Source organism: Bordetella tumbae, assembly GCF_965139195.1.
Lineage (GTDB): Bacteria > Pseudomonadota > Gammaproteobacteria > Burkholderiales > Burkholderiaceae_B > Bordetella_A > Bordetella_A tumbae.
Genome location: NZ_CBCSJH010000038.1, coordinates 1 through 22263, shown reverse-complemented (window position 1 = coordinate 22263; position 22263 = coordinate 1). Strand labels below are relative to the sequence as shown.

Here is a 22263-nt window from a genome sequence, read left to right as displayed (position 1 = left end):
ACCGAGCGCCAACTCTGCAATGCAGAAGTGGTTCACTCAACTTGAATGCCGGTACGAGAGATGAAGTCCCCCCACACCTTGGCATCGGCCTGAGCCTGTTTTCGGATGTCGTCGGCCGTGCCGGACAGCGGAATAAAGTACAGATCCTTCAGCTTCTTGTTGATCACGGGATCGGCAATAGCGGCTTGAATGGCGGCATTCAATTTGTCGACCACGGCTTGATCCAGTCCTACCGGGCCGACGATCGCGAACCAGCCGGGCATGGGGGGGACTTCAATCCCGGCTTCTTTGAGGGTGGGAACGTCAGGCAAGTCGCTGGCGCGTTGCCCGGCCAGCACGGCTAGAGGAATGACATTGCCGCCCTGAATTTGCGGCAAGGCCGAGCCGACTACGCTGGTCATGAGGTCCACTTGACCGCCAATTACGGCGTTCAATGCCGGACCCGATCCCTTATAGGGAATATGTTTGAGTTTGATACCCGCACCTGCAGCAATCATCTCCGTGGACAAGTGCGTCGAGTTGCCCGCACCGGCACTGGCAAATGTCACGGTGTCGGGGGCAGCCTTGGCTGCGGACAGCAGTTGTGAAAGCGTCTTGTACGGGCTGTTTTTCCCTGCTACCAGGACAAATGGGGTATCGACGACCGGCGAGATATAGGTGAAGTCCTTGTACGGGTCGTAGGGCAGCGACTTATACAGCGCGGGATTGAAGCTCATCTGCGATACGCCCGTCAGCAGCAGCGTGTAGCCGTCAGCAGGGGATTTCGCGACGTAAGACATGGCGACGATGCCGTTGGCGCCGGGCTTGTTTTCGACCACGATGGACGCGCCGAGCTGGGCTCCCAGTTTTTCTCCAAGCAGACGTGCCACGACATCGCCACCTGAGCCCGCTGATTGGGGCACGACCAATCTGACGGGATGATCGGGATACGCCTGTTGGGCGGCCTGTGCAGCCGACCCGAGAAAGGGCGCAGCCGCGGCCAAGAAGGAGCAGAGGAGACGGGCCCGGCGGGCTGAGCGGAACTTGAACATCGGTTTCCCTTGAGTCAATGCATTTATGCGTTTTTGTATAAAGCAGGTTTACGCAGATGCTAGAGACGGGATGATGTCAATTCAAATACCGCTTTCCTATGCGCGTATAGGTTTTTCCTTTGGCTTGGCGAGCGCGGGGAAATGACCGGCGAGCTATCCGGGAATGTTCGCCGTTTGCAGCCAGTCGCGAATGATCGCTATCACGGCTTGCGGTTTGTCCCGGTGGGGCAGGTGCCCGCACCCTTGCATAATCGCGGTCGTGGATCCCGTCAGCGCGTGAATACGGTGCATATGTTCCAGTGAGCCGTATTCGTCATTGTCGCCGTGCAGGCTCAATACGGGGCAGCGCACTTTGCTCAGATGGTTGTCCAGACTCCAGTCGGCAAAGGCAGGCGATAGCCATGTTTCTGTCCAGGCGCCCAGCACCCAGGCTGCTTTGTCGCCATGGTATTTCTTTAACCGTTCCAATTGCCCTGGCTCTGCAAACGCGATCTTGGCTTGCCGGATGCCTTCCAAGGTATGGGCTTCGGCATAGACCTGCGCGGATTCCGTAATCAAGGCAGCACAAGCGTCGGGATACAAGGCAGCACAGGCAATGCTCATCCCGCCGCCTATGCTGTGGCCAAAGGTAATGAATCGGTCAACGCCCAAGGCGTCGAGCACCGTACGAAAATCTCCGTGTGCTTCCTCGTCGACCAAGTCAACACCTACCGTACCCGGATGCGGATCCGAGCGACCAAAGCCCAGGCGGTCATAGGCAATGACCGGACGGCCGGTGGCGATGGCCAGTTGTTCGGGGAAGTCCCGCCACAGCTCCACACATCCCAGTGAGTCATGCTGCAAGACAATCGGCGTGTGACCGTCGCCAGATATGCCGGGTATCCAGTTGCGGGCGAACAGACGGCCGCCAGGGGTAGGGATAAACGTATCGTGGGTGCTGACGGTCTGCATGGGCGCTTTTCACAGAACAGATCTGTGCAGCATATCAGTTCTGGGTGCTGCCGCTTTTCATACAGCGCGGGCTCGGTTCCAGAGGCCGATTTCGCATCCAATTTTGTTATGATATAACATATCGTTTTTTCGAATCGGCCGTGATCGGTATTCATCAAAGCCCAAACGCTGGGCTGGCAGACGCGGCGCAATGAAATCCAATACCGATGTGCAAATTGAATGCAGGCCGCGACGTCGCAGCCAGTTGTTTGATCGTCCTGGCCACCGTGAGCGGGGCGGCATGGGCGGAAGACGAGGATGCCGAGCGGCGTCAACCAGGTCAGGCGGCGCATCCGTCTACGCTGTCACCAGTCGTGGTGACGGCAACCGCGTGGGAACGCAGTGAGGCAGAGGCGCCAGCGAGCGTGACCGTGATCGACGGCCAGGCGTTGCGCAGACAGCCCGTCCTGGATCTGGCTGACGCCGTGCAAGATACTGTCGGAGTGGGATTGGAAGACGCCGGCCTGGGGCGCCGGGGCATCTCGATTCGTGGCATGAGCGCAGAACACACACTGATGCTGGTCGATGGACAGCGTATCAACGCCTCGGCTTCAGCCATCTCTCATTCCGATTTCGAGCTCGGCTGGGTGCCGACCGAGGCGATCGAACGGGTGGAGGTGGTGCGAGGCCCCATGTCCTCGTTGTACGGTTCCGAGGCGTTGGGGGGCGTGGTCAATGTCATTACCCGCAAAGCTACCGACGAATGGCAGGGCTCGTTCAGCAGTTACGCGGTCTTGAATGACCATGGTCTGGATGGCAATCAGTACAAGAGCGGCTTCTATCTGGGCGGTCCCATCGTGCCGGGAACGCTGGGGTTGAATCTGTGGGGTGAATTCAATCGCCGAGCACCGCTGCACGATGCCGGCAATACGGCGTTGACGGCATTGGACGAACGGCGCGCGACGTCCGGGCATGTGGGCCTGAGCTGGACGCCCGATTCCCGGCAACGCATTGATGTGTCGGTTGATGCGGGGCACGAAGACCTGGAGGCCTATCGCAGCAATACCGACAACTCGATCTACGAGTCGGAGAATAAAGTCAATCGTCGTCGATATGCGATCTCTCATACGGGCGACTGGAGCTGGGGCGATAGCCAGATCCGGTTGTATCGTTCGACGCTCGATCGCCACGCATGGCGCAGCGACGGTGGCGATGCGACAGGTCCCAATCGTTTCACCGATACGGTGTTGGATGGGCGCGTGGGTTTTGCGCTAGGCCAGATGCACAAGCTGACCATCGGCGCCGAAACGCGGCGCGAACGATTGGAGGACCCATCTGTCAATCAGCGCGGCGTGGCGTCCTTGGATCATTACGCGTTTTTTGCCCAAGACGAAATCCTCTTCAGTGAACAATGGGAATTGGTGCTGAGCAGCCGTTTTGACCACCACGAGGACTTTGGTTGGGAGTCCAGCCCTCGGGCCTACTTGATGTTTCGCCCGACCTCGGCATGGACGGTAAAAGCAGGTTTTGGCCAAGGGTTCAAGGCGCCTACGCTCAAGCAATTGTCACCGGACTACGAGTCCCGGGCGGCCATGGGCGGACGAGGAGTCGTTCGCGGCAACCCGCAGCTGCAACCGGAAACCAACCGTTCGTATGAGCTTGGGCTGTCATATGAGCAGCCGCGCTGGTCTGCCGGCGTGACGCTGTTTCATAACGACGTGCGAAACTTGATCGAGACGGTACGGCAGCCGACTTGCTACGTACCAGGACGAGTGTGTCTCGAGTACGAGAACGTTTCTAAAGCGAGACTGCAGGGGCTGGAGTTGACTGCCGGGGTCGACGTGCTGCGCAACGTACGCCTGGATGCCAACTATACGTACCTCGATGCCCAGGATCGCACGACCGGCGAACGTTTGGCAGATCGTTCCAGGCATCGCGCCAACGCGACGTTGACCTGGGCGGTGACGGACAGGCTGGATACACGGGTGCGGACGGAATATATCGGTTCGCAATATCGCTCTGCGACGGAAAGCGATCGCCCGGGCTATACCTTGTTGCATTGGTACGTGGATTATGACGTCAATAGCCATCTGAGCCTGCATGCAGGTATTGAAAACCTGACCGATGAGCGGCTCGCCAATGACGATGCCGACATCTACGGCCGTGCCGATGAGGGACGGCGCTACTTTGCCGGTCTGACGGCGAGATTCTGATGGCCTGCTTATATCATCGCGCCTGGTGGCGTTGGCTGACTTTGGTGGTGTGTGCGGCAATGTTGCCGACGCTGTCCGTCGCGCAAGACAAGACCGTAATACAGGTGCTGCATACGGGGTTTGTTTCCGCAGAGAAGTTTCAGCGTTTGCAGCCGCTCGCTACACAGCAATCCTTGACGTTGCAGCATCTGAATGTCGAGCAGACTCCCCTCGACGTGCTTAAGCGTGCCATTGAACAGGCAACATTGCTGATATGGGATGTTCCCAGGCCCAATGACCGAGATGCCGTACAGCGGCACTTGCAAGCACTGCCGCCAAGCGCCGTTCGCCCTCGTCTGATCATCGGCGCAGGCAAGCCTGTCTGGGAGCAACTTCCGCCGCAGTACGGCAAGGCGATGGCAGCGCTTTATGCGGCTGGCGGAGCAGAGAATTTCGGTCATTTCTTTGCGTTGGCCAAGGCGCTGAGCGAGAGCGCCGAGCCGTCGTTGCCGCTGTTGGATCCCCCCGTGCGCCTACCTGCTACTGGGTTTTATCACCCGGATGCGCCGCACGTGTTCGACAATATCGATGCATACCTGCACTGGTACACCTCCGTCAGGCAGGCCGCGATGTCCAAGCCTGTTGGCGACTTGTCTTCCAGGGGGCGCATTGCCTTCCTCATTCATCAAGGGGTAGTCGCCGATCTGCTTACCCGCGAGGTGGACCAGTTGATACGGCGCAGCGAGGCCGAGGGCATGCTGCCGATGGTCTTTTGGTTCGATAGTCAGAACCCGGCCGGGTTGGCCGGGGCATTGAAAAAGGGCAACATCGATGCCCTGGTCAATCTGACTCATCTGCAAAATGGCGCGGCGCGCAGCCGGGATTTTCTGGCTCTCGATGTGCCTGTTCTACAGACGCTGCGATTTCGCGAAGGGGAGGCGAGCGCGTGGCCAGATGCGGCTAGCGGTATCGGTTCGCGCACGACGGCGGTGTTTTTGGCTGGTCCCGAGGGCTGGGGAATCAGCGACCCGCTCGTATTGTCCGCGAGCACCGCAGGGGTCAGTGATCTGCTGCCTGCACAAGTCGATGCCTTGATGGGCAAGTTGCATAGCCTTGTCGCGTTGCGCCGCACACCAGAACCACAGAAAAAACTGGCGTTGATGTTCTGGAACTATCCCGTTGGTGAAAAGAATCTGGGCGCTTCGCATTTGAATATTCCCAGAAGCATTGTGTCTATCCAGGCGGCGTTGGCTGCACGAGGGTATGCCCTGGGAAAACCGGTTGTTGAAACCGAAGTCATTGAAACGGCGCAGCGCATGCTGGGCGCGTTATATGGCACGGTGCCGCTAGAGTCGCTGCTGGATGACAATCTGGCAGCGCTCTACCCATTGGAGGATTATGAACAGTGGCTGTCGGCGTTGCCGGTTGCGCGCCAAGACGAGTTGCGGCGAGCAGGCGTTCCCGCACAGCATCAGGCGGTGAGGGAAATAAAGGGCAAGCGCTATTTTGTGATTCCGCGGTGGGAGCTCGGGCATTTGGTGGTGATGCCGCAAATGCCGCGGGCCTTTGGCGCAGGGGATCACTATCATGACCTGAGCAGTGCCCCTGACCATCTCTATATGGCAGCCTATCTGTATTTGCAGCAGCAGTATGCCGCACATGCACTGATTCATCTGGGCACGCATGGCACACAGGAATGGTTGCCCGGCAAGGATCGAGGATTGGCAGCGACTGATTATCCGTGGCTCAGTGTGGGCAGTCTGCCTGTGTTTTATCCATACATCCAGGACAACGTGAGCGAGGCTATTCAGGCTAAACGCCGCGGACGTGCTGTCATTGTCAGTCATCAGACGCCGCCTTTTGCACCTGCGGGCTTGTACGATCAATTGCGTGATTTGCATCAATGGATTCACGAGTACCAGCAACTCGACGACGGGGCGGTGCGTGAGCAAGTCAGCCACCAGATTCGCAGTGCAGCGGTTGCGGACCATCTGAACGACGATCTGGGATGGACTGCGCAACAGGCCGAACAGGACTTCGGTGGCTTTCTGCAGCAGTTGCATGATCATCTGCATGAACTGGCCCGCCGTGCCGTGCCCTTGGGGTTGCACACGTTCGGCCAGGCACCACAGGCCGAGCATCGTGTCAGCACGGTGATGCAGCAATTGGGCCGGCCGTTGTACGACGCCCTGGATATCGACCAGAACGAACAATTTGCAGGTGCACCACAAGGCTTGCAGAATAGTCCCGCTTATCGCGCTGTGGCACAGATGCTGAGCCCCGCTGGAGATGGGGTGCCATCCTCGTTGGTGGCATTCGAGCAGCGCGCTCGCGAGCTGGATGCGCATCTGCAAGACACGCAAGAGAACGACATGTTATTGGCCGGTCTGGCAGGCCGCTTTGTTGTTCCGGGTGCGGGGGGTGATCCCATACGTAATCCCGACGTACGCAGTGGTCGAAATTTGTACGCTTTCGAGGCCGACAAGATACCAACACAGGCCGCCTATGAAGCAGCGGCCACTGCCTTTGAACAACTGGTCCAGGCTTTTCAACATGAACATGCGGGGGCCTGGCCGCAAAAGCTCGCGTTCAGTCTATGGGCGTCCGAGGCGACTCGGCATCTGGGTGTGACCGAGGCGCAGGTTTTGCATGCACTGGGCTTGCGGCCGGTTTGGGATAGTGGTGGAAGGGTTGTTTCATTGGACATCATCCCCGCAGCCGAGTTGGGCCGTCCCAGGGTTGACGTGGTGGTGCAGGTCACAGGGGTGTATCGCGATCAGTTCGACAGTTTCATGCGCCTGCTGGATGACGCAATGACAAGGCTGGCCGCGTTGAACGAGCCCGGTAATCCGATTGCACTCAACAATCAGCGTACTGCCGCCGCGCTGAACGAGGCGGGCCTGTCTGCTGATGCAGCAGCCGTGGCAGCCCGTTATCGCATTTTCAGCAATGCGCCCGGCGAGTACGGAACGGGTGTGCCGCATCTGGCGCTGGACTCGACTCAATGGGACGATGACGCGGCGCTGGGGAAACAGTTCTTGCTCAGCAGCCAATATGCCTATGGCGCCAAGGGTTGGGGCGAGAGTCCGGCACAAGCCAATGTGTTTGCCGCACAGTTGCGAGGCACACAGGCAGTCATCATGTCACGTTCGTCGACCGTGCATGGCGTGCTGTCCACGGATCACCCGTTCGAGTTTCTGGGGGGACTATCGGCTGCGATCCGTCATCTCGACGGGCAGGCGCCTCAATTGATGATCTCCGACCTGCGCGATGGTCAGATCCGGACGACGGGGCTCGCCCGCTTTTTGTCTGCCGAGTTGCGCGAGCGTTACTTGAACCCGCTATGGATAGAGGCCATGCAGAAAGAGGGATATTCCGGCACGTTGCAGGTACTGAACGTGACGAACAACCTCTTTGGCTGGCAGGCAGCGGATGCCAGTACGGTGCGTGACGATCAGTGGCAGGCGCTGTTCGATACCTACGTCAGCGATACGCGAGCGCTGGGAACCCGGGAATGGTTCGAACAACACAATCCGACGGCACAGGCCCAGGTGCTGGAGCGTATGGCAGAAGCGATTCGAAAAGGGTACTGGGACGCTTCGGAGCAGACGCGCCGGGCGTTGGCAGAACGTTGGCAGGAGTTGGCGCAGCAGTTTGAGGTCGATACCGGCGCCGCGGTGACACGACAGTACATTGCGGATATGGCCCAGGGGTTCGGTCTGGACGCACGCGCTGCATCGAATGCTGTTCCCGAGACAACACCGAGCCAGCCCGACTCGCCAGCTGCAGAGTCGCCGCAGCCTGTTCAGGGGCAAGTCCTGGAGCCCGTCGAGCCCGCTGCGGTTTCCGAGGACGTTTCGTCCCGGTGGGTATTGATGCTGATGCTGATTTTGCTCGGTAGCGGTGCATTGCGTCAGGGATTGCGTAGCCGGCATCTCAGCCGCGCTATGCGATAACACATCGTCTCAGAGGGTTTATGTCTTTTTTTGCAGAAATCGAAACGCTGCTATATGCCGTGTCGCGTGTTTTTTTGGCCCCGGTGATGCTGTTGATCGCTGTGGCTTTGGGTTATGCCTTGTTCATGTTGGGAGCGTTTGCCGTCGAGGCCTGGCAGCGGCGGCGGTCCTCTTATCCTCGTGCGTTGTTTGTGTTTGCCGCTAGGGCAACACACGGGAAGGGCGGTGGGATGACCAGCGACGACATTGAGCTGTGGATCATGAGGCAACTGGAATGGCTGCGGATTGTGTCACGCTCTGCGCCGATGCTGGGACTGATTGCCACCATGATTCCCATGGGGCCGGCATTGCTGGCGCTGGGCAATAACGACGGCGCAACCGTGGGCCGCAATATGGTCGCTGCGTTCTCCGCTGTCATCCTGGCGTTGTTGGCAGCGAGTATCTGCTTCTTTATCCTGACGATACGCCGGCGTTGGTTATTGCAGGATCTACGCGACCTCGAGCGCCAGCGCCAAGACAAGGGAGGGTTGTGATGCGCTTCCTGGATGATGACGAAGCCAATGATCCCATGTTGTCAGTCGTCAATCTGATTGACTTGTTCCTGGTGATCATTGGCGTGCTGATGGTGGTGATTGCCGAGAACCCATTGAGCCCGTTTTCACAAGACAAGGTCGTCGTGGTCGAAAATCCTGGTCAGTCGGATATGCGTATCACAATCAAAGAAGGTCAGGAGTTGACTCGATATGAGTCAAGCGGCGAAGTCGGACAAGGGCAGGGAGCGCGGGCGGGCGTTACGTACCGTCTAGATGATGGGCGCATGATCTATGTGCCGGAGCGCTGACTTGCTGACGAGATGGTGATCCGGTTGAGACGGGCTTGGCACATGTTTCATGGAAAATCTCGATTTCGGGACGCCTGTATGCCGCGCATTGGCGTGCTCGATCAGCGCATCGATGAAAACCCGGACACGGGCGGGCGGCGTGCGGCTCGAATACATGGCATATAGCGTGATCGGAGCAAGCCGCCACGTGGGCAGAACTGGTATCAATGATTCGTCGATCTTTGTCGAGAGTGGCAAGGCCACAATACCTGCGCCTTCGCATGCGAGGCGATGTGCCAGGTTCATGTCGCTGAGACCGAGACGGCTTTGGGGCTCGATGACGAGCGGCTGTCCAGCGCTGCGAAAGGCCCAACTGACGAGCTCTTTACATAGGTCCGCATAAACGCAGTCATGCAGCGTCAATTCACTGGGATGTTTGGGCATCCCTCGTTTTTTGAGATAGTGTTCAGACGCATAAAGGCCAAAGTCGATCTGAGCGACGCTGCGTGCGACGAGATCGCTATTGATCTGTGTCCCCCAGCGCAAGGCGACGTCGAAATCGCGATGCTGTTCCCATTGGAGGCCGTGGTGATAGTCATAGCGAAACTGCAATTCAGGCCAGGCGCGCGCAAACTGTGGAATGAACGCGGGCAGTTCAATGGCGTCCAGCATGTCCGGCAACAATACCTTGAGAGTGCCGCGTGGCTGCGCGCCATGGTCCAGCAATAGGTCTTGTGCGTCCTGCGCCTGCTCAATGAGCTGATGGCAGTGTTCGTAATAGAGTTTTCCCGCCTCCGTCAGCAGGATACGCCTTGTGGTGCGCGACAGGAGCTGTACGCCCAGGCGTTCCTCCAGCATGCTCAGACGGCGTGATACGGTCGATGCGGGCATGCCTGTCTGCTCCGCGGTGCGGGAGATGCTGCGTTGTTTCGCAACTTGTACGAAGACCGCAATGTCGTTGAAGTTAAAGTCGAGACCTGATCCGGTTCGTTCCATGACATTAGCCCTTTTTGAGGTCGATGACGGATATACGCAATGAAATTGCGCGGCAGCATTGATGTAAGCAACGATCAAGGGCCACAGCCCAGTTGCCGATGGGTGTCACTGTAGAGCGGCGCCGCTGTCAGAGCGGTGACATCAAACTGACGATTCATGGTCAGAAAGCTGACAGAGATGTCAAGAAAATCGATATCGAGTTGATTCCCGGCGGGGGGCCATACCAGGTCGGCACCACGCTGTGCTCCCGCGATGGGGACTTTGGGCTTTTCTGACAAAACTGTCAGTCGCCGGTCAGTCGAGCGACTGAGATTGTCTTGTAGACTCGCCTGCCTCGGGCAGTTCGGCTCTTGGATTGCTCACTTTTCTACGGGATAGACGCAAGTGTTCCTATTGGCAGCGGGTCTGATCGGTTTTTACGTGGCGTGGCGTTATGTATGGCAACTGAGGCTAGGCCTCATGGCAAAGGCCGTGTTGACAATGGCGGTCTTGATCGTGGCTGAACATCAATGGTTGGTCAGCCAGTTCGCCGGAACCATGGCGTCGCCGGAAAGTCCGCGTTGGCTCATCATCGGGTTGGGTGTCGGTTATGGTGCGTTGATCCTGCTGGCATGTTTCCTGCTGATCAAGGATGTGCTTGGCGGGGTGCTGTATCTGGTTTCCAGGCCTGTCGGAAAGCGTTTGCTGGCTGGACGCAGACTGCCCCATTTCATGGCGGTATCGGCTCTGGCGCTAGGTGCGTGGGGGACATCGCAGGCCGTCCGCGTGCCGGATGTGCGCAAATTTGAACTATCCGTCGCAGGATTGGCGTCGGAGTTTGATGGCTATCGTATTGTCCATCTGACCGATTTGCACATCAGCCGTCTTCTGCATCGTCCCTGGGTGGATGCTGTGGTGGATGAGGCGAATGCATTGAATCCCGATCTTATCTTGATTTCCGGGGATCTGGTGGATGGCACGCCGCAGACGCGTCGCAATGATGTTCCGCCCTTGGGGCGCTTGTCCGCCAGAGACGGTGTGTACGCCGTCGCGGGGAATCACGAATACTACGCCGCCTTTTCGCAGTGGATCGGGACCTTTCGTGAGTTGGGAATTACGGTCCTGGAAAATGAGCACACATTGATCCGTGCGGGGGCCGGCGAGCTGGTCATCGCGGGCGTGCCTGATCTGGTCGGTCCGCGTCATGGCCAGATCGGCCCCGATGTGGTCAAGGCTTTGGTGGGCAGACCGCAAGGCGCGCCTGTCATTCTGATGGATCATCGCCCCGGCAATGCCAGAAATAATCGCGCACAAGGTGTGGACCTGCAACTGTCAGGCCACACCCACGGCGGCCATATTCGTGGTTTCGATTTGCTCGTGGCGCGTTTTAATGCCGGATTCGTGTCAGGTCTTTACGATGTCGATGGCATGTCGTTGTATGTGAGCAATGGCGCTGGCCTGTGGCCCGGCTTTCCGCAGCGTATCGGGCGCCCCTCGGAAATCACGGAAATTACGTTGCGGCGGCGGTCGTAGCGGATACTGGCGTGGTGTCAGTGCGGTGCTGGCTCGGCAATTCCCGGGACGCCTTTTCGAATTTCCTGCGAGAAATTCGCGATGTCCTGGTTGGCCAGCGCGCGCTGAGTGTAGTGACCGGCGCGTCGATAGGCCTCGACACTATCGGCCCCGGACAGCGCGTCCAGTTCGTACATGTATTCGGGGAGATAACCGGATAGCAATAGCCGGCGATCCAGGGGCAGGCCAGGTACGATCTGTTTGGCCAGCTGATAGATGATGGTGGTGCAGTTGGCCGTGACGGTATTGTAGAAACGAGGGTGGTCTTGCAGTTGGTTGGCCGTGTCCAGGTACGACAGGAACAGCGCCCGGGCGGCATCCGGGGGCATTTGTATTCGATATAGGTAGCCTTCCTCGCCGCGTACGTTGGTGCGCACGCGCAGGCTGTCTTCTTCGGTAGAGGCGAGTACCGCCAATTCATATTGACGGAAAAATCCTCCGATTTCTGAGAATTTATCGCCCTGCTTGCGGCGGATCTCGACAGAGAAGATCACATATTGCCCATCAGAGAAGCCAAACGACACCATGGTGTGGGCAATGGCCGGGCGGCCCCAGTATGACAACGCCATATCGACGGATTGCAGCTTGCTCAGGTCATAGGTGCGTGTTTCCCAACGCGGGTCGTAGTCGGTCCTGGAGCGCCATTCGAAATTGCGTACGTTGTGCAGCGTGGCCAGATTGCCGTTGACGGATCCGTGAGTTTGCTCGGCGACCTCTGGCATCCATTCCCGCGTATTCGATGGGCGCACGCCCAGCCACCACCATGCCTGCATCACAATCCATGCGGCTGCGAACAGGGCGAGGGGGAGATAGGTTCCCCGTATTACGCCCACGATCGCAGCGATCGCCAGCACGGTCCATACAGCAACGAAAATAATGCGCACGGGTGCCTGAAACCACAGCGCAAGCGCTCCCCAGAATGCTACGGCCAACACCGCGAGCACAATCACTGTGTGTAAGAGCATGGTTTTTGTTTTCCGTTTCACGGCAGGATTTTTGTGTGAGGCGCCGAGCGGTCAGCGGGCGCCGAGGTGGCCATGGATGCTCACGGCGTCTCGCGAGAGGCTGGTGTTTCTGTATGGTGCGAGGTGGCTTCGCGATCCTGGGCGCGCCAGCCGGCTCGCATGGCAGCGATCTTTCGAATTGCTGACTGCGAGACTTTCCACCATCCAAACGGGCGCGGGTCGGCCAGCATGCTCACGGCTCGCGCGTAGTCCAGTATCAGGCCTGGCGTCCAGGCCATCGTCACCGCGCGCTTGCGGATCTGGGCTGCTACCCAGAGTTCCGGGGTGATCAGCAGGCGCAGCAGGACGGGCCATCCGGCGTTGGGACCATGCAAGTACCCCACGGCCCCGTCTACTGCAGCCTCCAGCGCTCTCGCAACGGAAGTCGAGCAATTACGGTATGTCAGGTTATAGGTGGTGTTTTGCCGGTACTCGTCCCAGAACGCCTGCAGCTTGGCGGGATCGTAGTTACGTATGCGGACTTGAACGGTGGATGGGCACCAGGCCTTGGATTCGGTGGCATAGTCCGGCTGGAACGTGCCAGGAACGTTGTTGGCGTCTGTTGCGCGCAGCAGATTGCCGAATTGCTCGGGAGAGTGATCGATTTCCTGAGCGGGATAGAGACTGACGTATACGCCTTCGGGAGATTCCAGCGCCGCATGGCCGGTGGATACCACGCCGTTGACGTCAACGGCGGCGATATAGCGATTTACCAAAAGATAGTTCCGGGTTTCCGACTTCGCGGATCCGGAGGGAGTCCAAATGTGCACCGTCAGGGCATGGTCCGAGTCTGCCGGCGGGCCGTCATAGGTAGTGGGCCTGGGATTGGCGACCTTGGTCGGCATGAAATCGGGGTGGGCGTTTGTCGCCAGAGCCGGATTGGATTTCAGGCTGCGGACACGGCGAGCCAAGGCCACGAGTTTCAAACCGGCAAAGATCAGGAACAGCGCGATGCAGTACGGAACAGTGCCTACATAATGCGTGGGATAGGGCTGGAAAAAGAAAATCGCAAGCAGGATTTCGGCAATGCCCGAGGCGAGCACATAACGCCATCGGCGATATCGCACGACATAGGCAGAGATGCTCTGCATCAGCCCGTCCGCCAGGAACAGCAGGCCGAAAATCATCGACAGGACAAAATGGCCGTGATGATGGCCAGCCAATACCAAGATGCCGGCTAATAATACGAAAATGCCCTTGGCGTAGCGCAACACACGTTGGCCGCCCACGCCGGATTGCGCAATGAGCAGAGTGGAGACGCCGTCGATGATGAACAATAGGGCAAAGAGCTCTAGCGGGAAGTAGGCGACACCATCCGTGGCATCGATCAGGACGACCACCCCCACCAATACCAATAGATAACCGGTGATGACAAGGGCTCTTGCGCGTTTGTGCAAATAGTCCAAACCCAACAGCAATAGAACCAGCTTACCCATGGTCTTCAGCGCCCCAGTGTGAAAATATTTGGGGAAATCTTACATGCTAATGGGCAGGTGTCATAGGCGAAGACGGGCGAGCGTGTCGCAGTGCGGAAACATTCATCCCTCGCCCGTATGCCAGCGCTCTCTACGCCTTATGAGCTCGATAGCTTGCCTTGTACGCGTTGCGCGACGTCAGCCGGCACCCATTTTGTCCAGATATCCGGGTAGGTCTGCAAGAAATAGAGAGAGGCTTCTTCGAGTTCCAGGCCCTCGTTCTCCATGTGTCCCAATGTGGCCGTCAGCTTTTCTTCGGGTACGTTGACCTTGGCGAGAAAGGCGGTCAATTGCGGTGCGCGCTGCGCAAATTGGCTGTTGACCGCTGTCACGACGGGATACTCGGCCAGGCCCGTGGGTTGAGGGCTTTCGCATTTCGGGTCGGTGATGCATGCCAAGGCTTTCTCATCCACAGGCGGCATTTTCAGCTTGACGAGATCCAGCGAGCCGACGAGCGAGGTGGGTGTCCAGTAATAGAACACAATGTCTTTCTTGCGTTTATAGGCCGAGGTGATCGCGGCGCGCTGCGCGGCAGCGTTGCCGGGTGAGTACACCAGGTATTCGTCTTGCAGGTTGAAGGCCTTCAGCAGATTGGCATTGATGGTGCCGCAGGTCCAGCCCGCCGCGCAGCCGTAGATGCGCCCTTTACCGGGATCCTCATTGTCGATGAAGGCCTCATGCAGGCCCTTGAGGTCGGTGGCGTTGCGCAGCTGCGGGAATTTTTCGGCCGTGTAGCGAGGCACGTACCAGCCATCGGTCCCGGTAAAGACAGTGCCGACGGCTTTGATTTTGCCTGCGGCGATGGCTTCGTCCCAGGGCTCTTGCATCTGGGTGATCCAGATTTCGCTATTGATATCGACATCACCGCGTTGTAGCGCGGCAAACATGGGCAAGGTGTCGCCCTGTTCGACTTGGGTCTGGCAGCCATAGCCGTGTTCGACAATGTAGCGTTCGACGTTGACCAATATCTGATTCGATTCCCAATTCATTCCGCCGAATTTCATCGGTCTGTCGAGTTCGCAGGTGGGAGACTGTGCATGAGCACTGACGCTCATTACTGTCCCGATCGCGACGCCGACAGCGGCCAAAATGGGTTTGATGCGTAGATATTGAGTCATTAATCGATGTTCCCTGTCTTCCGTGGCAAAGGGGGCGATGGTAGCAGATGCCGATTTTTCGCTCGCATTTCACGCGCAATGCGGACAACAGGAGACAGCAAATACATGTGCTATTTCACATATTTTTGCAGCAGCTTCGTCATCGTTTCGAGTCGCGCTGCGAGCATCGCATGCAGGTCCCGTACTGCAGGGGAAAATTGCCTGCGATGCGGGCAAATCAGGCTGAGCGGCGCGGCCTCGCCAGGTTGATCGGGAACCAGGATCTTGAGCCGGCCAGCTGTGACGTCGTTGCAGACATCAAGCCATGATTTGTAGGCAATACCATGTCCTTCAACGGCCCAGCGCCGTGCGATATCCCCATCGTCGCAAAGCAAGTCTCCCTTGACGGTGATCTGCCGCCGCACGCCAGCCGCGGGGAATATCCATCTGTCATAGGCCTTGCTGTTCAAAAAGTAGGTCAGGCATTTGTGTTGCATCACATCGTCCAGTGTCGTTGGACGGCCATGACGAGCGATATACGAGGGGGAGGCGACCAGCACGCGTCGATTGTTGCTGGCCAGGGGCAAGGCGACATAACTGGCGTTGTCGGGTTGTCCATAGCGGATGGCAATGTCGATGGGGTCGCGAAAAATGTCTGCTACATGATCGGACAGGAATAGCTTGAGAACCAGTTTGGGATGGGCTTGCCGAAACTCGGTGATCCAGGGCAGCAGCACATTTCGTCCCAGGTCCGAGGGCAGCGCCAGGCGTAGCGTGCCTTGTAATGTCTGGCGTTCCCCGTGCAGCCGTTCATGCCCTTCGCGTAACATCGACAGGGCCTCTTCCGCGTAGGGCAGGTACTTGGCGCCTTCGTCTGTGAGTTTCAGGCTGCGCGTCGAGCGGGCGAACAGGCGTATTTCCAGTTCGTCTTCCAGGCGCTGGATCGCGGTGCTGACTTGGTTAGGCGTCAGAGACGATTCGCGCGCGGCACTGGAAAAGCTGCCCAGTGCGGCCGATCTCACAAATAGCTCGAGATCATCGATTTTGATCATTTTCTTGAAAATATTAAAAGTCCTGTTGGATTTTCCTACTTTTTCGGGAAATGAAAATGGTGGAATATCCCTTCATGCGCTGACGGTGGTTTCCCCGCCGCCGGCTTGATTTGACTTCTGATCCGGAACAATCATCATGAAAGCTATTGTGTATACCCAGCACGGTTTGCCGGCCAGCGATCCGAAATCCCTGTTCGAAACGGATCTGCCTCAGCCCACACCGGGCCCTCGTGATTTGCTGGTCAAGATCCGGGCGATTGCGGTCAACCCGGTCGATACCAAAGTGCGTGCCGGCGCGCCGACCGATCAGCCGCGTATTCTGGGCTGGGATGCCGTGGGCGTGGTCGAAGCCATCGGGAGCGAGGTGTCTTTGTTTCAGCCGGGTGACGAAGTCTATTACGCGGGCTCTATCGCACGGCCTGGCTCGTACGCCGAATATGGCTTGGTTGACGAGCGTATCGCTGCCGAAAAACCTCGCACTCTCGCGGACGACGCTGCGGCAGCACTGCCACTGACCTCGTTGACGGCCTGGGAGCTATTGTTCGACCGGCTGGGTGTCGAGGAAGGCGGCGGTGACGGCGATGCGTTATTGATCGTGGGCGCAGCAGGCGGCGTTGGCTCGATATTGACGCAGCTCGCCGCGAAGTTGACCCGATTGCGGGTCATCGGCACCGCTTCGAGGCCAGAGACAACCCAATGGATCCGTGATCTGGGTGCGCATGATGTGATTGATCATACGCAGCCGCTGTTAGAGGGGTTGCGAGCCATCGGTGTGCCTCAAGTGCGTTACGTGGCGAGTCTGACGCACACGGGCAGCCATTATCCGCAATTGATCGAAGCCTTGGCGCCGCAGGGCAAGCTGGGCGTGATCGACGACCCAGAGACGCTGGATGTCATGCCGCTCAAACGCAAGGCCATCTCGTTTCACTGGGAGCTGATGTTCACGCGCGCCCTGTTCGAAACGCCGGACATGGTGCGTCAACACGAGATCCTGACCAACGTGGCGAGACTGATCGATGAAGGCACATTGCGTACTACGCTCGGGGGGCATCTGGGTCAGATCAACGCAGAGAATCTGCGCCGGGCACATACGTTGATCGAGAGCGGCCGCTCTCGCGGAAAGATCGTGCTGGAGGGCTTCTGAACGCCCGACGCAACGGGCGTCGATGAGGCTTCGTCCAGAGGCTGCGCGATGAGCGCCTGCAGCAATGTCTCGCGGCTGGCGCTCATTGTGCCCGGTTCAATCGGCTTGAATCCCGGCTGCCTTGATGACTTTGCCCCATTTATCCAGGTCCGACTGGATCAGGTTGGCGTAGTCTTGCGGCGTGCCGCCTTGGACCTCGATACCTGCGGCTGCGAGTTTGGCGCGTACGTCAGGCATTTTGAGCGCGTCATTGATGGCGGTGTTGAGCTTGTTGATGATCTCTTTGGGCGTGCCGGCTGGAGCAAGAAAGCCTCCGTTGGTGTTGGCGTTATAGCCCTTGAAACCTTGCTCATCCGCCGTCGGTACGTCCGGCAAGGCTTTGCTGCGTTGTAGCGTCGAGATGCCTACGGCGCGGACTTTGCCGGATTTCACTTGTTCCTGAATGGCGCTGAGCGTGTCGATGTACAGCGCGGTGCGGCCGGCCAGCAAATCGGGATGCGCGGCCGACGAACCCTTGTAGGGTACGAGCAGCATGGGCGCACCGCTGGCCATTTTGAACATTTCCGCCGCCATTTCCTGTGCGCTGCCACGGCCGGAGGTCGCGACTTTGGCTTCGTCGGGATTGGCTTTCATCCATGCCACGAGCTCAGGCAAGGTCTTGGCGGGCAGCTTGGGGTAGATCGCGAAGACCAGTGGAATGACGTGAGAGTAAACAATGGGCTCGAAGCTCTTTTGCGGATCCCAGCCCAGGTCTTTGAACAGGAACTTGTTGATATTGTGGCTGCCGCCCACGATGCCGATGGTGTAGCCATCAGGCTTGGAGTTTGCCAGCAATTCCGTGCCCAGGTTGTTCGAGGCACCGGGACGGTTGTCGACGACGACGGCTTGTCCCAGCGATGCAGTGAGCTTTTCACCGACGACGCGAGCGATCAGATCGATGCCGCCGCCGGGAGGCGCGGGAACGATGATCTTGATGGGATGGTTGGGATATGCAGCCTGCGCGGAAACGAGGCTGGGTGCGATGGCCAAGCTGGCTGAGATTGCCAGCGCTTTGAACATATTGGTGAACTGCATGGTGTCTCCTCGGGTTGTTACTCAACTCTCATAAAGCACGTGAGGCATGCAACGGCCTACGCGCGGGATGTGCCTCAGCCGCGGCCGACGTAAGGCATATTGCTGGCCATGACGGTCAGGGTCAGGATATTGGCGTCCAACGGCAGGGCGGCTACGTGACGGACCGCATTGGCTACATGGGTGGCGTCCATCATTGGTTCCGGTGCGGTGGTGCCATTGGCTTGCAGCACGCCGCGCGTCATGCGTTCGGATAATTCGGTCAGCGCGTTGCCGATATCGATCTGGCTCGCGACGATGTTGTAGGCACGGCCATCCAGCGCCAGGGCTTTGGTCAGGCCGGTCACGGCGTGTTTGCTGGCGGTGTAGGGGGCGGTGAACGGACGCGGTGTGTGTGCCGAGATCGAGCCGTTGTTGATGATGCGTCCGCCTTGCGGGGATTGGCGGCGCATCAGCCCAAAAGCGGCGCGGGCGCAGAGAAACACGCCCGTGACGTTGGTGTTGATGCAACTGAACCATTTTTCTAAAGGCAGCTCGTCCATCGGCACCGCGGGGGCATTGACGCCGGCGTTGTTGAACACCATGTCCAGACGGCCGTAGGTTTTTTCGATGGTGTCGAACAGTGCCTGGACACTGTCGGGGTCCGTGACGTCGGCGGGAACGGCCAGCGCCGTTTGTCCCTTGGAGGCGGCTTCGTCGACGAGTTTGTGCAGCGGTTCAGGCCGACGGCCTGTTACGACGACTGTCCAACCGTCCTCAAGCAAGCCCAACGCCGTGACGCGGCCAATACCGCTGCCTGCGCCAGTGACCAGAGCGATTTTTGGGGTAGTGCTGGTGTTCAAGGGGACTGCTCCTGAGTTCAAGGGTTATTGAGCGAAATAAAAGAAATCACGATTCGGCGGGGCCAACGGTCATGGCGAGCTCGCCGATGCCCGTAATGCCCGCGGTAATCCGGTCGCCGGGTTGCAGCGTGCTCACGCCCACGGGGGTGCCGGTATAAATCAGGTCGCCCGGCATGAGTTCGACAGATCGGGACAACATGGCGATAAGTGCCGGGACGGACCATGACAGGCCGGATATATCTGCGCGCTGACGCTCTACGCCGTTGACGGCCAGCCACAGCGCGCCCTGTCGAGGGTGACCACAGACGGATGCCGGAACGATGGGCGTGCAGGGGGCCGAATGATCAAAGGCCTTGGAGGGCTCCCACGGGCCGCCGACGCGTTTGGCCTGCTGCTGCAGGTCCCGCCGTGTCATGTCCAGGCCGACGGCATAGCCCCAGACATGCTGTGATTCCGCGTCTGCCGGGTCGATGTTCCGGCCGCCTTTGCCGATGGCGGCGACCAATTCGATTTCGTGGCAGAACGCTGTCGTCTCGGGCGGGTAAGGCAGGACCCCATGCGCGGGCATGACGGCGGTTGCAGGTTTCATGAACCAGGCTGGCATCTCGGTGGGGGCCGGTTCATCTGCCGTCCAGCGATAGTTGCGGCCGATACAGAACACGCGGGACACGGGAAAGCGAGCATCATTGCCTGATACCGATACGGTCGTCGGCATCATCGCTGGAAAAACGAGTTCCATCATCACCGGCTCCGGTTCACGCTCAAGTCGTCAAACTCATCGCGGGGCGTTCGCCAGCGAGTGCCTGAGCCACACTGGCGAGCACCATGTCGGCCATGGCGCGCCGTGTTTCCCAGGTCGCGCTGGCGCGATGCGCCTGCAATGTCGCACGATCAGATTGACGCAATGTCAGGGGAACGCGCGGCTCATCCACAAACACATCCAGGCCGACGCCTGCTATGCGGCCGGCGGCCAGCGCTGCGGTCAGGTCGGTTTCGTTGACGAGGCGTCCACGGGCCACGTTAACGAGAAAGCCTTGCGGGCCGAGGGCTTCGAGAACCGGCGCGTTGACAATGCCTTCTGCTTTATCGGCTGCCGCGCAGAGCACGAGCGCATCTACCTCGCGTGCGAGGTCGACGAGGTCTGGCACAAATTGATGGGCGACGTCGTCCATGGGGCGCAGGTCGGTATAAAAAATAGGGCAGCCAAAGGCCGCCACGCGCGTAGCGACCGCGCGTCCCACTCGGCCCATGCCCACGATGCCGACGTGCATGCCGCTGAATCGGCGGGCGAGCGGGATAGCACTAGGTTGGGGATGTTGTTCCCATTGTCCATCGCGAACGAATCGATCTACCGCGCACAGATTGCGGCATGCCGCAATCAGCAAGCCGATTGCGAGGTCGGCGACATCTTCGGTCAGTGCGCCCAGCGTGGCGGTAACTGCCAGGCCTCGGCCGCGACAGTAAGCCAGATCAACTGCATCTGTGCCCACGCCGTTGATCGCCACGACCTTGACGTCAGGCAACTGCTCGAGCATCTCGCGGGAAATCCCGGTGTGTCCCCCAGTGATCACTGCCTGGATCGCCGATCCGTGTTGTTGCAACCATACCTTCTGGTCCGCGATTTCGAAATATCTGTGCATCTCGTATAGCGAATCGAGTTGCTCGTTGATTTCAGGGATCAGGATCGGATTCAGTTGCAGGACCTGCGGCTTCATGTGGAGTCTCTTCAAAAAGGGGCCTGGTTCACGCGGGATTAAGCGAAGGATGTATGCATCGTATTTAATGATTGATTAATAAGGCAATATTGATATATAAAATCAACATATATATTCGTTTCAAAGTGGATCATGGGTTCCTGGATTTCGATGGACGAGGCGTGCAATCTGCTCGGCGTGCGCCCACAGACCATCTATGCCTACGTCAGCCGAGGCAAGATTGAGGTCATGACCGACCCGGTTGATACGCGCCGCAGCCTGTATCGTGCTGAGGACGTTGCTGCCTTGGTCAAACGCAAGCAGGCGGGGCGCAAACACGAGACATTGGCGACGAATACCTTGTTTGGGGCAGAGCCCAGTATTCCGACGGCGATATCGACGTTTTTGCGTCAGCGCTTGTATTACCGGGGCAAGGATGCGATCGAGTTGGCGCGCTCGGCGACTCTGGAAGAAACCGCCAAGTTGCTATGGGATGCGGCGCAGCCTGTCGATTTTTCGTCTGCGCTCCGCCCTCCCACTGGCAAGCCCGGACGGGCGGCGGCCTTTGGTCTGCTGGCCAACTTGGCCGCGACAGGGCATTCGACTCACGGGCGCCTGATTCATATCCTGCAAAACGAAGGGCAACAGTTGGTTGGGCTCTTGGCCAATGCGTTTGGTGCGCAGTCCGGCCGAGATCCGATCCATCTGCGTTTTGCGCAGGCGTGGGATCAGCCTGCTCATGTCGCTGATCTGCTGCGGAAGGCGATGGTGTTGATCGCCGATCACGAATTGACGAGTTCAGCATTTGCCACGCGCATTGCCGCCTCGGCGGGTGCCTCGCTACCTGCGTGTCTGCTGGCCGGGTTAATGACGCTGTCAGGCCCGTTGCATGGCGATGCGTCGGGGCGTGTGCAGGCCTTGTTCAACGAAGTAGAACGGGTCGGCGAGGACAGTGTCATCGCTCATTATCTATCCACGGGGTTGCCTTTGGCGGGATTCGGTCATCATCTCTATCCTGATGGCGATCCACGCGCAACGGCGCTGCTGGCTGCATTTGAACCGCCGGAGCAGATCTCGCGATTCATTGAAAAGGTGACTGCGCTCACGGGCCTGCATCCCAATATCGATGCAGCCTTGGCGGTGCTGGTGTCGCACCATCGTCTGCCTGCGGATGCGGCTTTTGGCTTGTATGCCACGTCGCGCAGTGTGGGGCTGTTGGCGCACTGCATGGAACAATTGAGCGTGGCACAAGTGATACGCCCGCGTGGGCGATATGTGGGGCCGGTGCCTGATGTGGTGTAGGTTGCGTCGTTTGGGCGGCTAAGTAGTTCGGGGGGGAATGATGTTGTTTTGTGACGGGGTATGAGTGCTATTGGACGTNGAANCGGGGCAGTGACCGTATTGGCGC

General features: G+C 58.8%; 19 protein-coding genes. 7 read left to right on the top strand and 12 right to left on the bottom strand.

Annotation, left to right across the window (positions count from 1 at the left end):
* Positions 1–32: 32 nt before the first annotated feature.
* Together ACNA0J_RS25140 and ACNA0J_RS25135 are read right to left on the bottom strand one after the other, a co-directional pair.
* On the bottom strand, positions 33–1031 hold the full coding sequence (locus ACNA0J_RS25140; protein WP_415821638.1) for a Bug family tripartite tricarboxylate transporter substrate binding protein: 999 nt from the start codon (positions 1029–1031) through the stop codon (positions 33–35).
* Between the two features lie 153 nt (positions 1032–1184).
* On the bottom strand, positions 1185–1982 hold the full coding sequence (locus ACNA0J_RS25135; RefSeq protein ID WP_415821637.1) for an alpha/beta fold hydrolase: 798 nt from the start codon (positions 1980–1982) through the stop codon (positions 1185–1187).
* A 206-nt stretch (positions 1983–2188) separates the two neighbouring features.
* On the opposite strand from ACNA0J_RS25135, the gene ACNA0J_RS25130 reads away from it, so the two are divergent.
* Genes ACNA0J_RS25130 through ACNA0J_RS25115 form a run of 4 tightly spaced genes read left to right on the top strand, consistent with a single transcriptional unit; the run spans position 2189 to position 8950 of the window.
* Positions 2189–4174 carry a TonB-dependent receptor domain-containing protein gene (locus ACNA0J_RS25130; RefSeq protein ID WP_415821636.1) on the top strand — a complete coding sequence of 662 codons (1986 nt, stop codon included), beginning with the start codon at positions 2189–2191 and terminating at the stop codon, positions 4172–4174.
* Positions 4174–8109, top strand: coding sequence for a cobaltochelatase subunit CobN (gene cobN / locus ACNA0J_RS25125; RefSeq protein ID WP_415821635.1), 3936 nt, complete (start codon positions 4174–4176; stop codon positions 8107–8109). Before ACNA0J_RS25130 ends, cobN begins: the two co-directional genes overlap by 1 nt.
* A gap of 20 nt (positions 8110–8129) precedes the next feature.
* The gene (locus ACNA0J_RS25120; RefSeq protein WP_415821634.1) at positions 8130–8642 is read left to right on the top strand and encodes a MotA/TolQ/ExbB proton channel family protein; all 513 of its coding nucleotides are present in this window, start codon (positions 8130–8132) and stop codon (positions 8640–8642) included.
* Positions 8642–8950, top strand: coding sequence for a DUF2149 domain-containing protein (locus ACNA0J_RS25115; protein WP_415821633.1), 309 nt, complete (start codon positions 8642–8644; stop codon positions 8948–8950). The genes ACNA0J_RS25120 and ACNA0J_RS25115 overlap by 1 nt, the downstream gene beginning before the upstream one ends.
* Here the strand turns inward: ACNA0J_RS25115 and ACNA0J_RS25110 are convergent.
* Entirely contained in the window at positions 8912–9925 is a 1014-nt protein-coding gene (locus ACNA0J_RS25110; RefSeq protein WP_415821632.1) for a LysR family transcriptional regulator, read from the bottom strand. The genes ACNA0J_RS25115 and ACNA0J_RS25110 overlap by 39 nt on opposite strands.
* 74 nt (positions 9926–9999) lie before the next feature.
* Positions 10000–10203 carry a hypothetical protein gene (locus tag ACNA0J_RS25105; protein WP_415821631.1) on the bottom strand — a complete coding sequence of 68 codons (204 nt, stop codon included), beginning with the start codon at positions 10201–10203 and terminating at the stop codon, positions 10000–10002.
* A gap of 106 nt (positions 10204–10309) precedes the next feature.
* Between ACNA0J_RS25105 and ACNA0J_RS25100 the strand changes: the two genes are divergently transcribed.
* Positions 10310–11437 carry a metallophosphoesterase gene (locus tag ACNA0J_RS25100; RefSeq protein ID WP_415821630.1) on the top strand — a complete coding sequence of 376 codons (1128 nt, stop codon included), beginning with the start codon at positions 10310–10312 and terminating at the stop codon, positions 11435–11437.
* Between the two features lie 17 nt (positions 11438–11454).
* Here ACNA0J_RS25100 and ACNA0J_RS25095 read toward each other — a convergent pair whose 3' ends face one another.
* The 4 genes from ACNA0J_RS25095 to ACNA0J_RS25080 form a co-directional block, all read right to left on the bottom strand.
* Positions 11455–12441 (bottom strand): Lnb N-terminal periplasmic domain-containing protein, encoded by a 987-nt coding sequence (locus ACNA0J_RS25095; protein WP_415821629.1) that lies wholly within the window; start codon positions 12439–12441, stop codon positions 11455–11457.
* Between the two features lie 80 nt (positions 12442–12521).
* Positions 12522–13916, bottom strand: a complete 1395-nt coding sequence (locus tag ACNA0J_RS25090; protein ID WP_415821628.1) for an HdeD family acid-resistance protein — start codon at positions 13914–13916, stop codon at positions 12522–12524.
* Positions 13917–14053: 137 nt separating this feature from the next.
* Positions 14054–15073 carry an ABC transporter substrate-binding protein gene (locus ACNA0J_RS25085; protein WP_415821627.1) on the bottom strand — a complete coding sequence of 340 codons (1020 nt, stop codon included), beginning with the start codon at positions 15071–15073 and terminating at the stop codon, positions 14054–14056.
* A gap of 110 nt (positions 15074–15183) precedes the next feature.
* Complete coding sequence (locus ACNA0J_RS25080) at positions 15184–16104, bottom strand: LysR family transcriptional regulator (protein WP_415821626.1); 921 nt, start codon at positions 16102–16104, stop codon at positions 15184–15186.
* A 136-nt stretch (positions 16105–16240) separates the two neighbouring features.
* Between ACNA0J_RS25080 and ACNA0J_RS25075 the strand changes: the two genes are divergently transcribed.
* The gene (locus ACNA0J_RS25075) at positions 16241–17248 is read left to right on the top strand and encodes a zinc-binding alcohol dehydrogenase family protein (protein WP_415821625.1); all 1008 of its coding nucleotides are present in this window, start codon (positions 16241–16243) and stop codon (positions 17246–17248) included.
* A gap of 96 nt (positions 17249–17344) precedes the next feature.
* Here ACNA0J_RS25075 and ACNA0J_RS25070 read toward each other — a convergent pair whose 3' ends face one another.
* The 4 genes from ACNA0J_RS25070 to ACNA0J_RS25055 all read right to left on the bottom strand — a co-directional run bounded on the left by ACNA0J_RS25070 (position 17345) and on the right by ACNA0J_RS25055 (position 20876).
* Positions 17345–18322: a Bug family tripartite tricarboxylate transporter substrate binding protein gene (locus tag ACNA0J_RS25070; protein ID WP_415821624.1), complete on the bottom strand. Its 978-nt coding sequence runs from the start codon at positions 18320–18322 to the stop codon at positions 17345–17347.
* Between the two features lie 74 nt (positions 18323–18396).
* Positions 18397–19161: an SDR family oxidoreductase gene (locus tag ACNA0J_RS25065; protein WP_415821623.1), complete on the bottom strand. Its 765-nt coding sequence runs from the start codon at positions 19159–19161 to the stop codon at positions 18397–18399.
* A gap of 46 nt (positions 19162–19207) precedes the next feature.
* Positions 19208–19903 carry a fumarylacetoacetate hydrolase family protein gene (locus tag ACNA0J_RS25060; protein WP_415821622.1) on the bottom strand — a complete coding sequence of 232 codons (696 nt, stop codon included), beginning with the start codon at positions 19901–19903 and terminating at the stop codon, positions 19208–19210.
* Positions 19904–19922: 19 nt separating this feature from the next.
* Entirely contained in the window at positions 19923–20876 is a 954-nt protein-coding gene (locus ACNA0J_RS25055; protein ID WP_415821621.1) for a 2-hydroxyacid dehydrogenase, read from the bottom strand.
* Positions 20877–21008: 132 nt separating this feature from the next.
* Between ACNA0J_RS25055 and ACNA0J_RS25050 the strand changes: the two genes are divergently transcribed.
* Entirely contained in the window at positions 21009–22157 is a 1149-nt protein-coding gene (locus ACNA0J_RS25050) for a citrate/2-methylcitrate synthase (protein ID WP_415821620.1), read from the top strand.
* Positions 22158–22263 lie beyond the last annotated feature (106 nt).

Bases quoted from the DNA above. Each gene is read 5' to 3' on its own strand.
- ACNA0J_RS25085 (WP_415821627.1), bottom strand. From the start codon at position 15,073: ATGACTCAATATCTACGCATCAAACCCATTTTGGCCGCTGTCGGCGTC.
- ACNA0J_RS25120 (WP_415821634.1), top strand. From the start codon at position 8,130: ATGTCTTTTTTTGCAGAAATCGAAACGCTGCTATATGCCGTGTCGCGT.
- ACNA0J_RS25070 (WP_415821624.1), bottom strand. From the start codon at position 18,322: ATGCAGTTCACCAATATGTTCAAAGCGCTGGCAATCTCAGCCAGCTTG.
- ACNA0J_RS25060 (WP_415821622.1), bottom strand. From the start codon at position 19,903: ATGATGGAACTCGTTTTTCCAGCGATGATGCCGACGACCGTATCGGTA.
- ACNA0J_RS25095 (WP_415821629.1), bottom strand. From the start codon at position 12,441: ATGCTCTTACACACAGTGATTGTGCTCGCGGTGTTGGCCGTAGCATTC.
- ACNA0J_RS25080 (WP_415821626.1), bottom strand. From the start codon at position 16,104: ATGATCAAAATCGATGATCTCGAGCTATTTGTGAGATCGGCCGCACTG.
- ACNA0J_RS25050 (WP_415821620.1), top strand. From the start codon at position 21,009: ATGGGTTCCTGGATTTCGATGGACGAGGCGTGCAATCTGCTCGGCGTG.
- ACNA0J_RS25130 (WP_415821636.1), top strand. From the start codon at position 2,189: ATGTGCAAATTGAATGCAGGCCGCGACGTCGCAGCCAGTTGTTTGATC.
- ACNA0J_RS25115 (WP_415821633.1), top strand. From the start codon at position 8,642: ATGCGCTTCCTGGATGATGACGAAGCCAATGATCCCATGTTGTCAGTC.
- ACNA0J_RS25090 (WP_415821628.1), bottom strand. From the start codon at position 13,916: ATGGGTAAGCTGGTTCTATTGCTGTTGGGTTTGGACTATTTGCACAAA.
- ACNA0J_RS25135 (WP_415821637.1), bottom strand. From the start codon at position 1,982: ATGCAGACCGTCAGCACCCACGATACGTTTATCCCTACCCCTGGCGGC.
- cobN (WP_415821635.1), top strand. From the start codon at position 4,174: ATGGCCTGCTTATATCATCGCGCCTGGTGGCGTTGGCTGACTTTGGTG.
- ACNA0J_RS25140 (WP_415821638.1), bottom strand. From the start codon at position 1,031: ATGTTCAAGTTCCGCTCAGCCCGCCGGGCCCGTCTCCTCTGCTCCTTC.
- ACNA0J_RS25110 (WP_415821632.1), bottom strand. From the start codon at position 9,925: ATGGAACGAACCGGATCAGGTCTCGACTTTAACTTCAACGACATTGCG.
- ACNA0J_RS25055 (WP_415821621.1), bottom strand. From the start codon at position 20,876: ATGAAGCCGCAGGTCCTGCAACTGAATCCGATCCTGATCCCTGAAATC.
- ACNA0J_RS25075 (WP_415821625.1), top strand. From the start codon at position 16,241: ATGAAAGCTATTGTGTATACCCAGCACGGTTTGCCGGCCAGCGATCCG.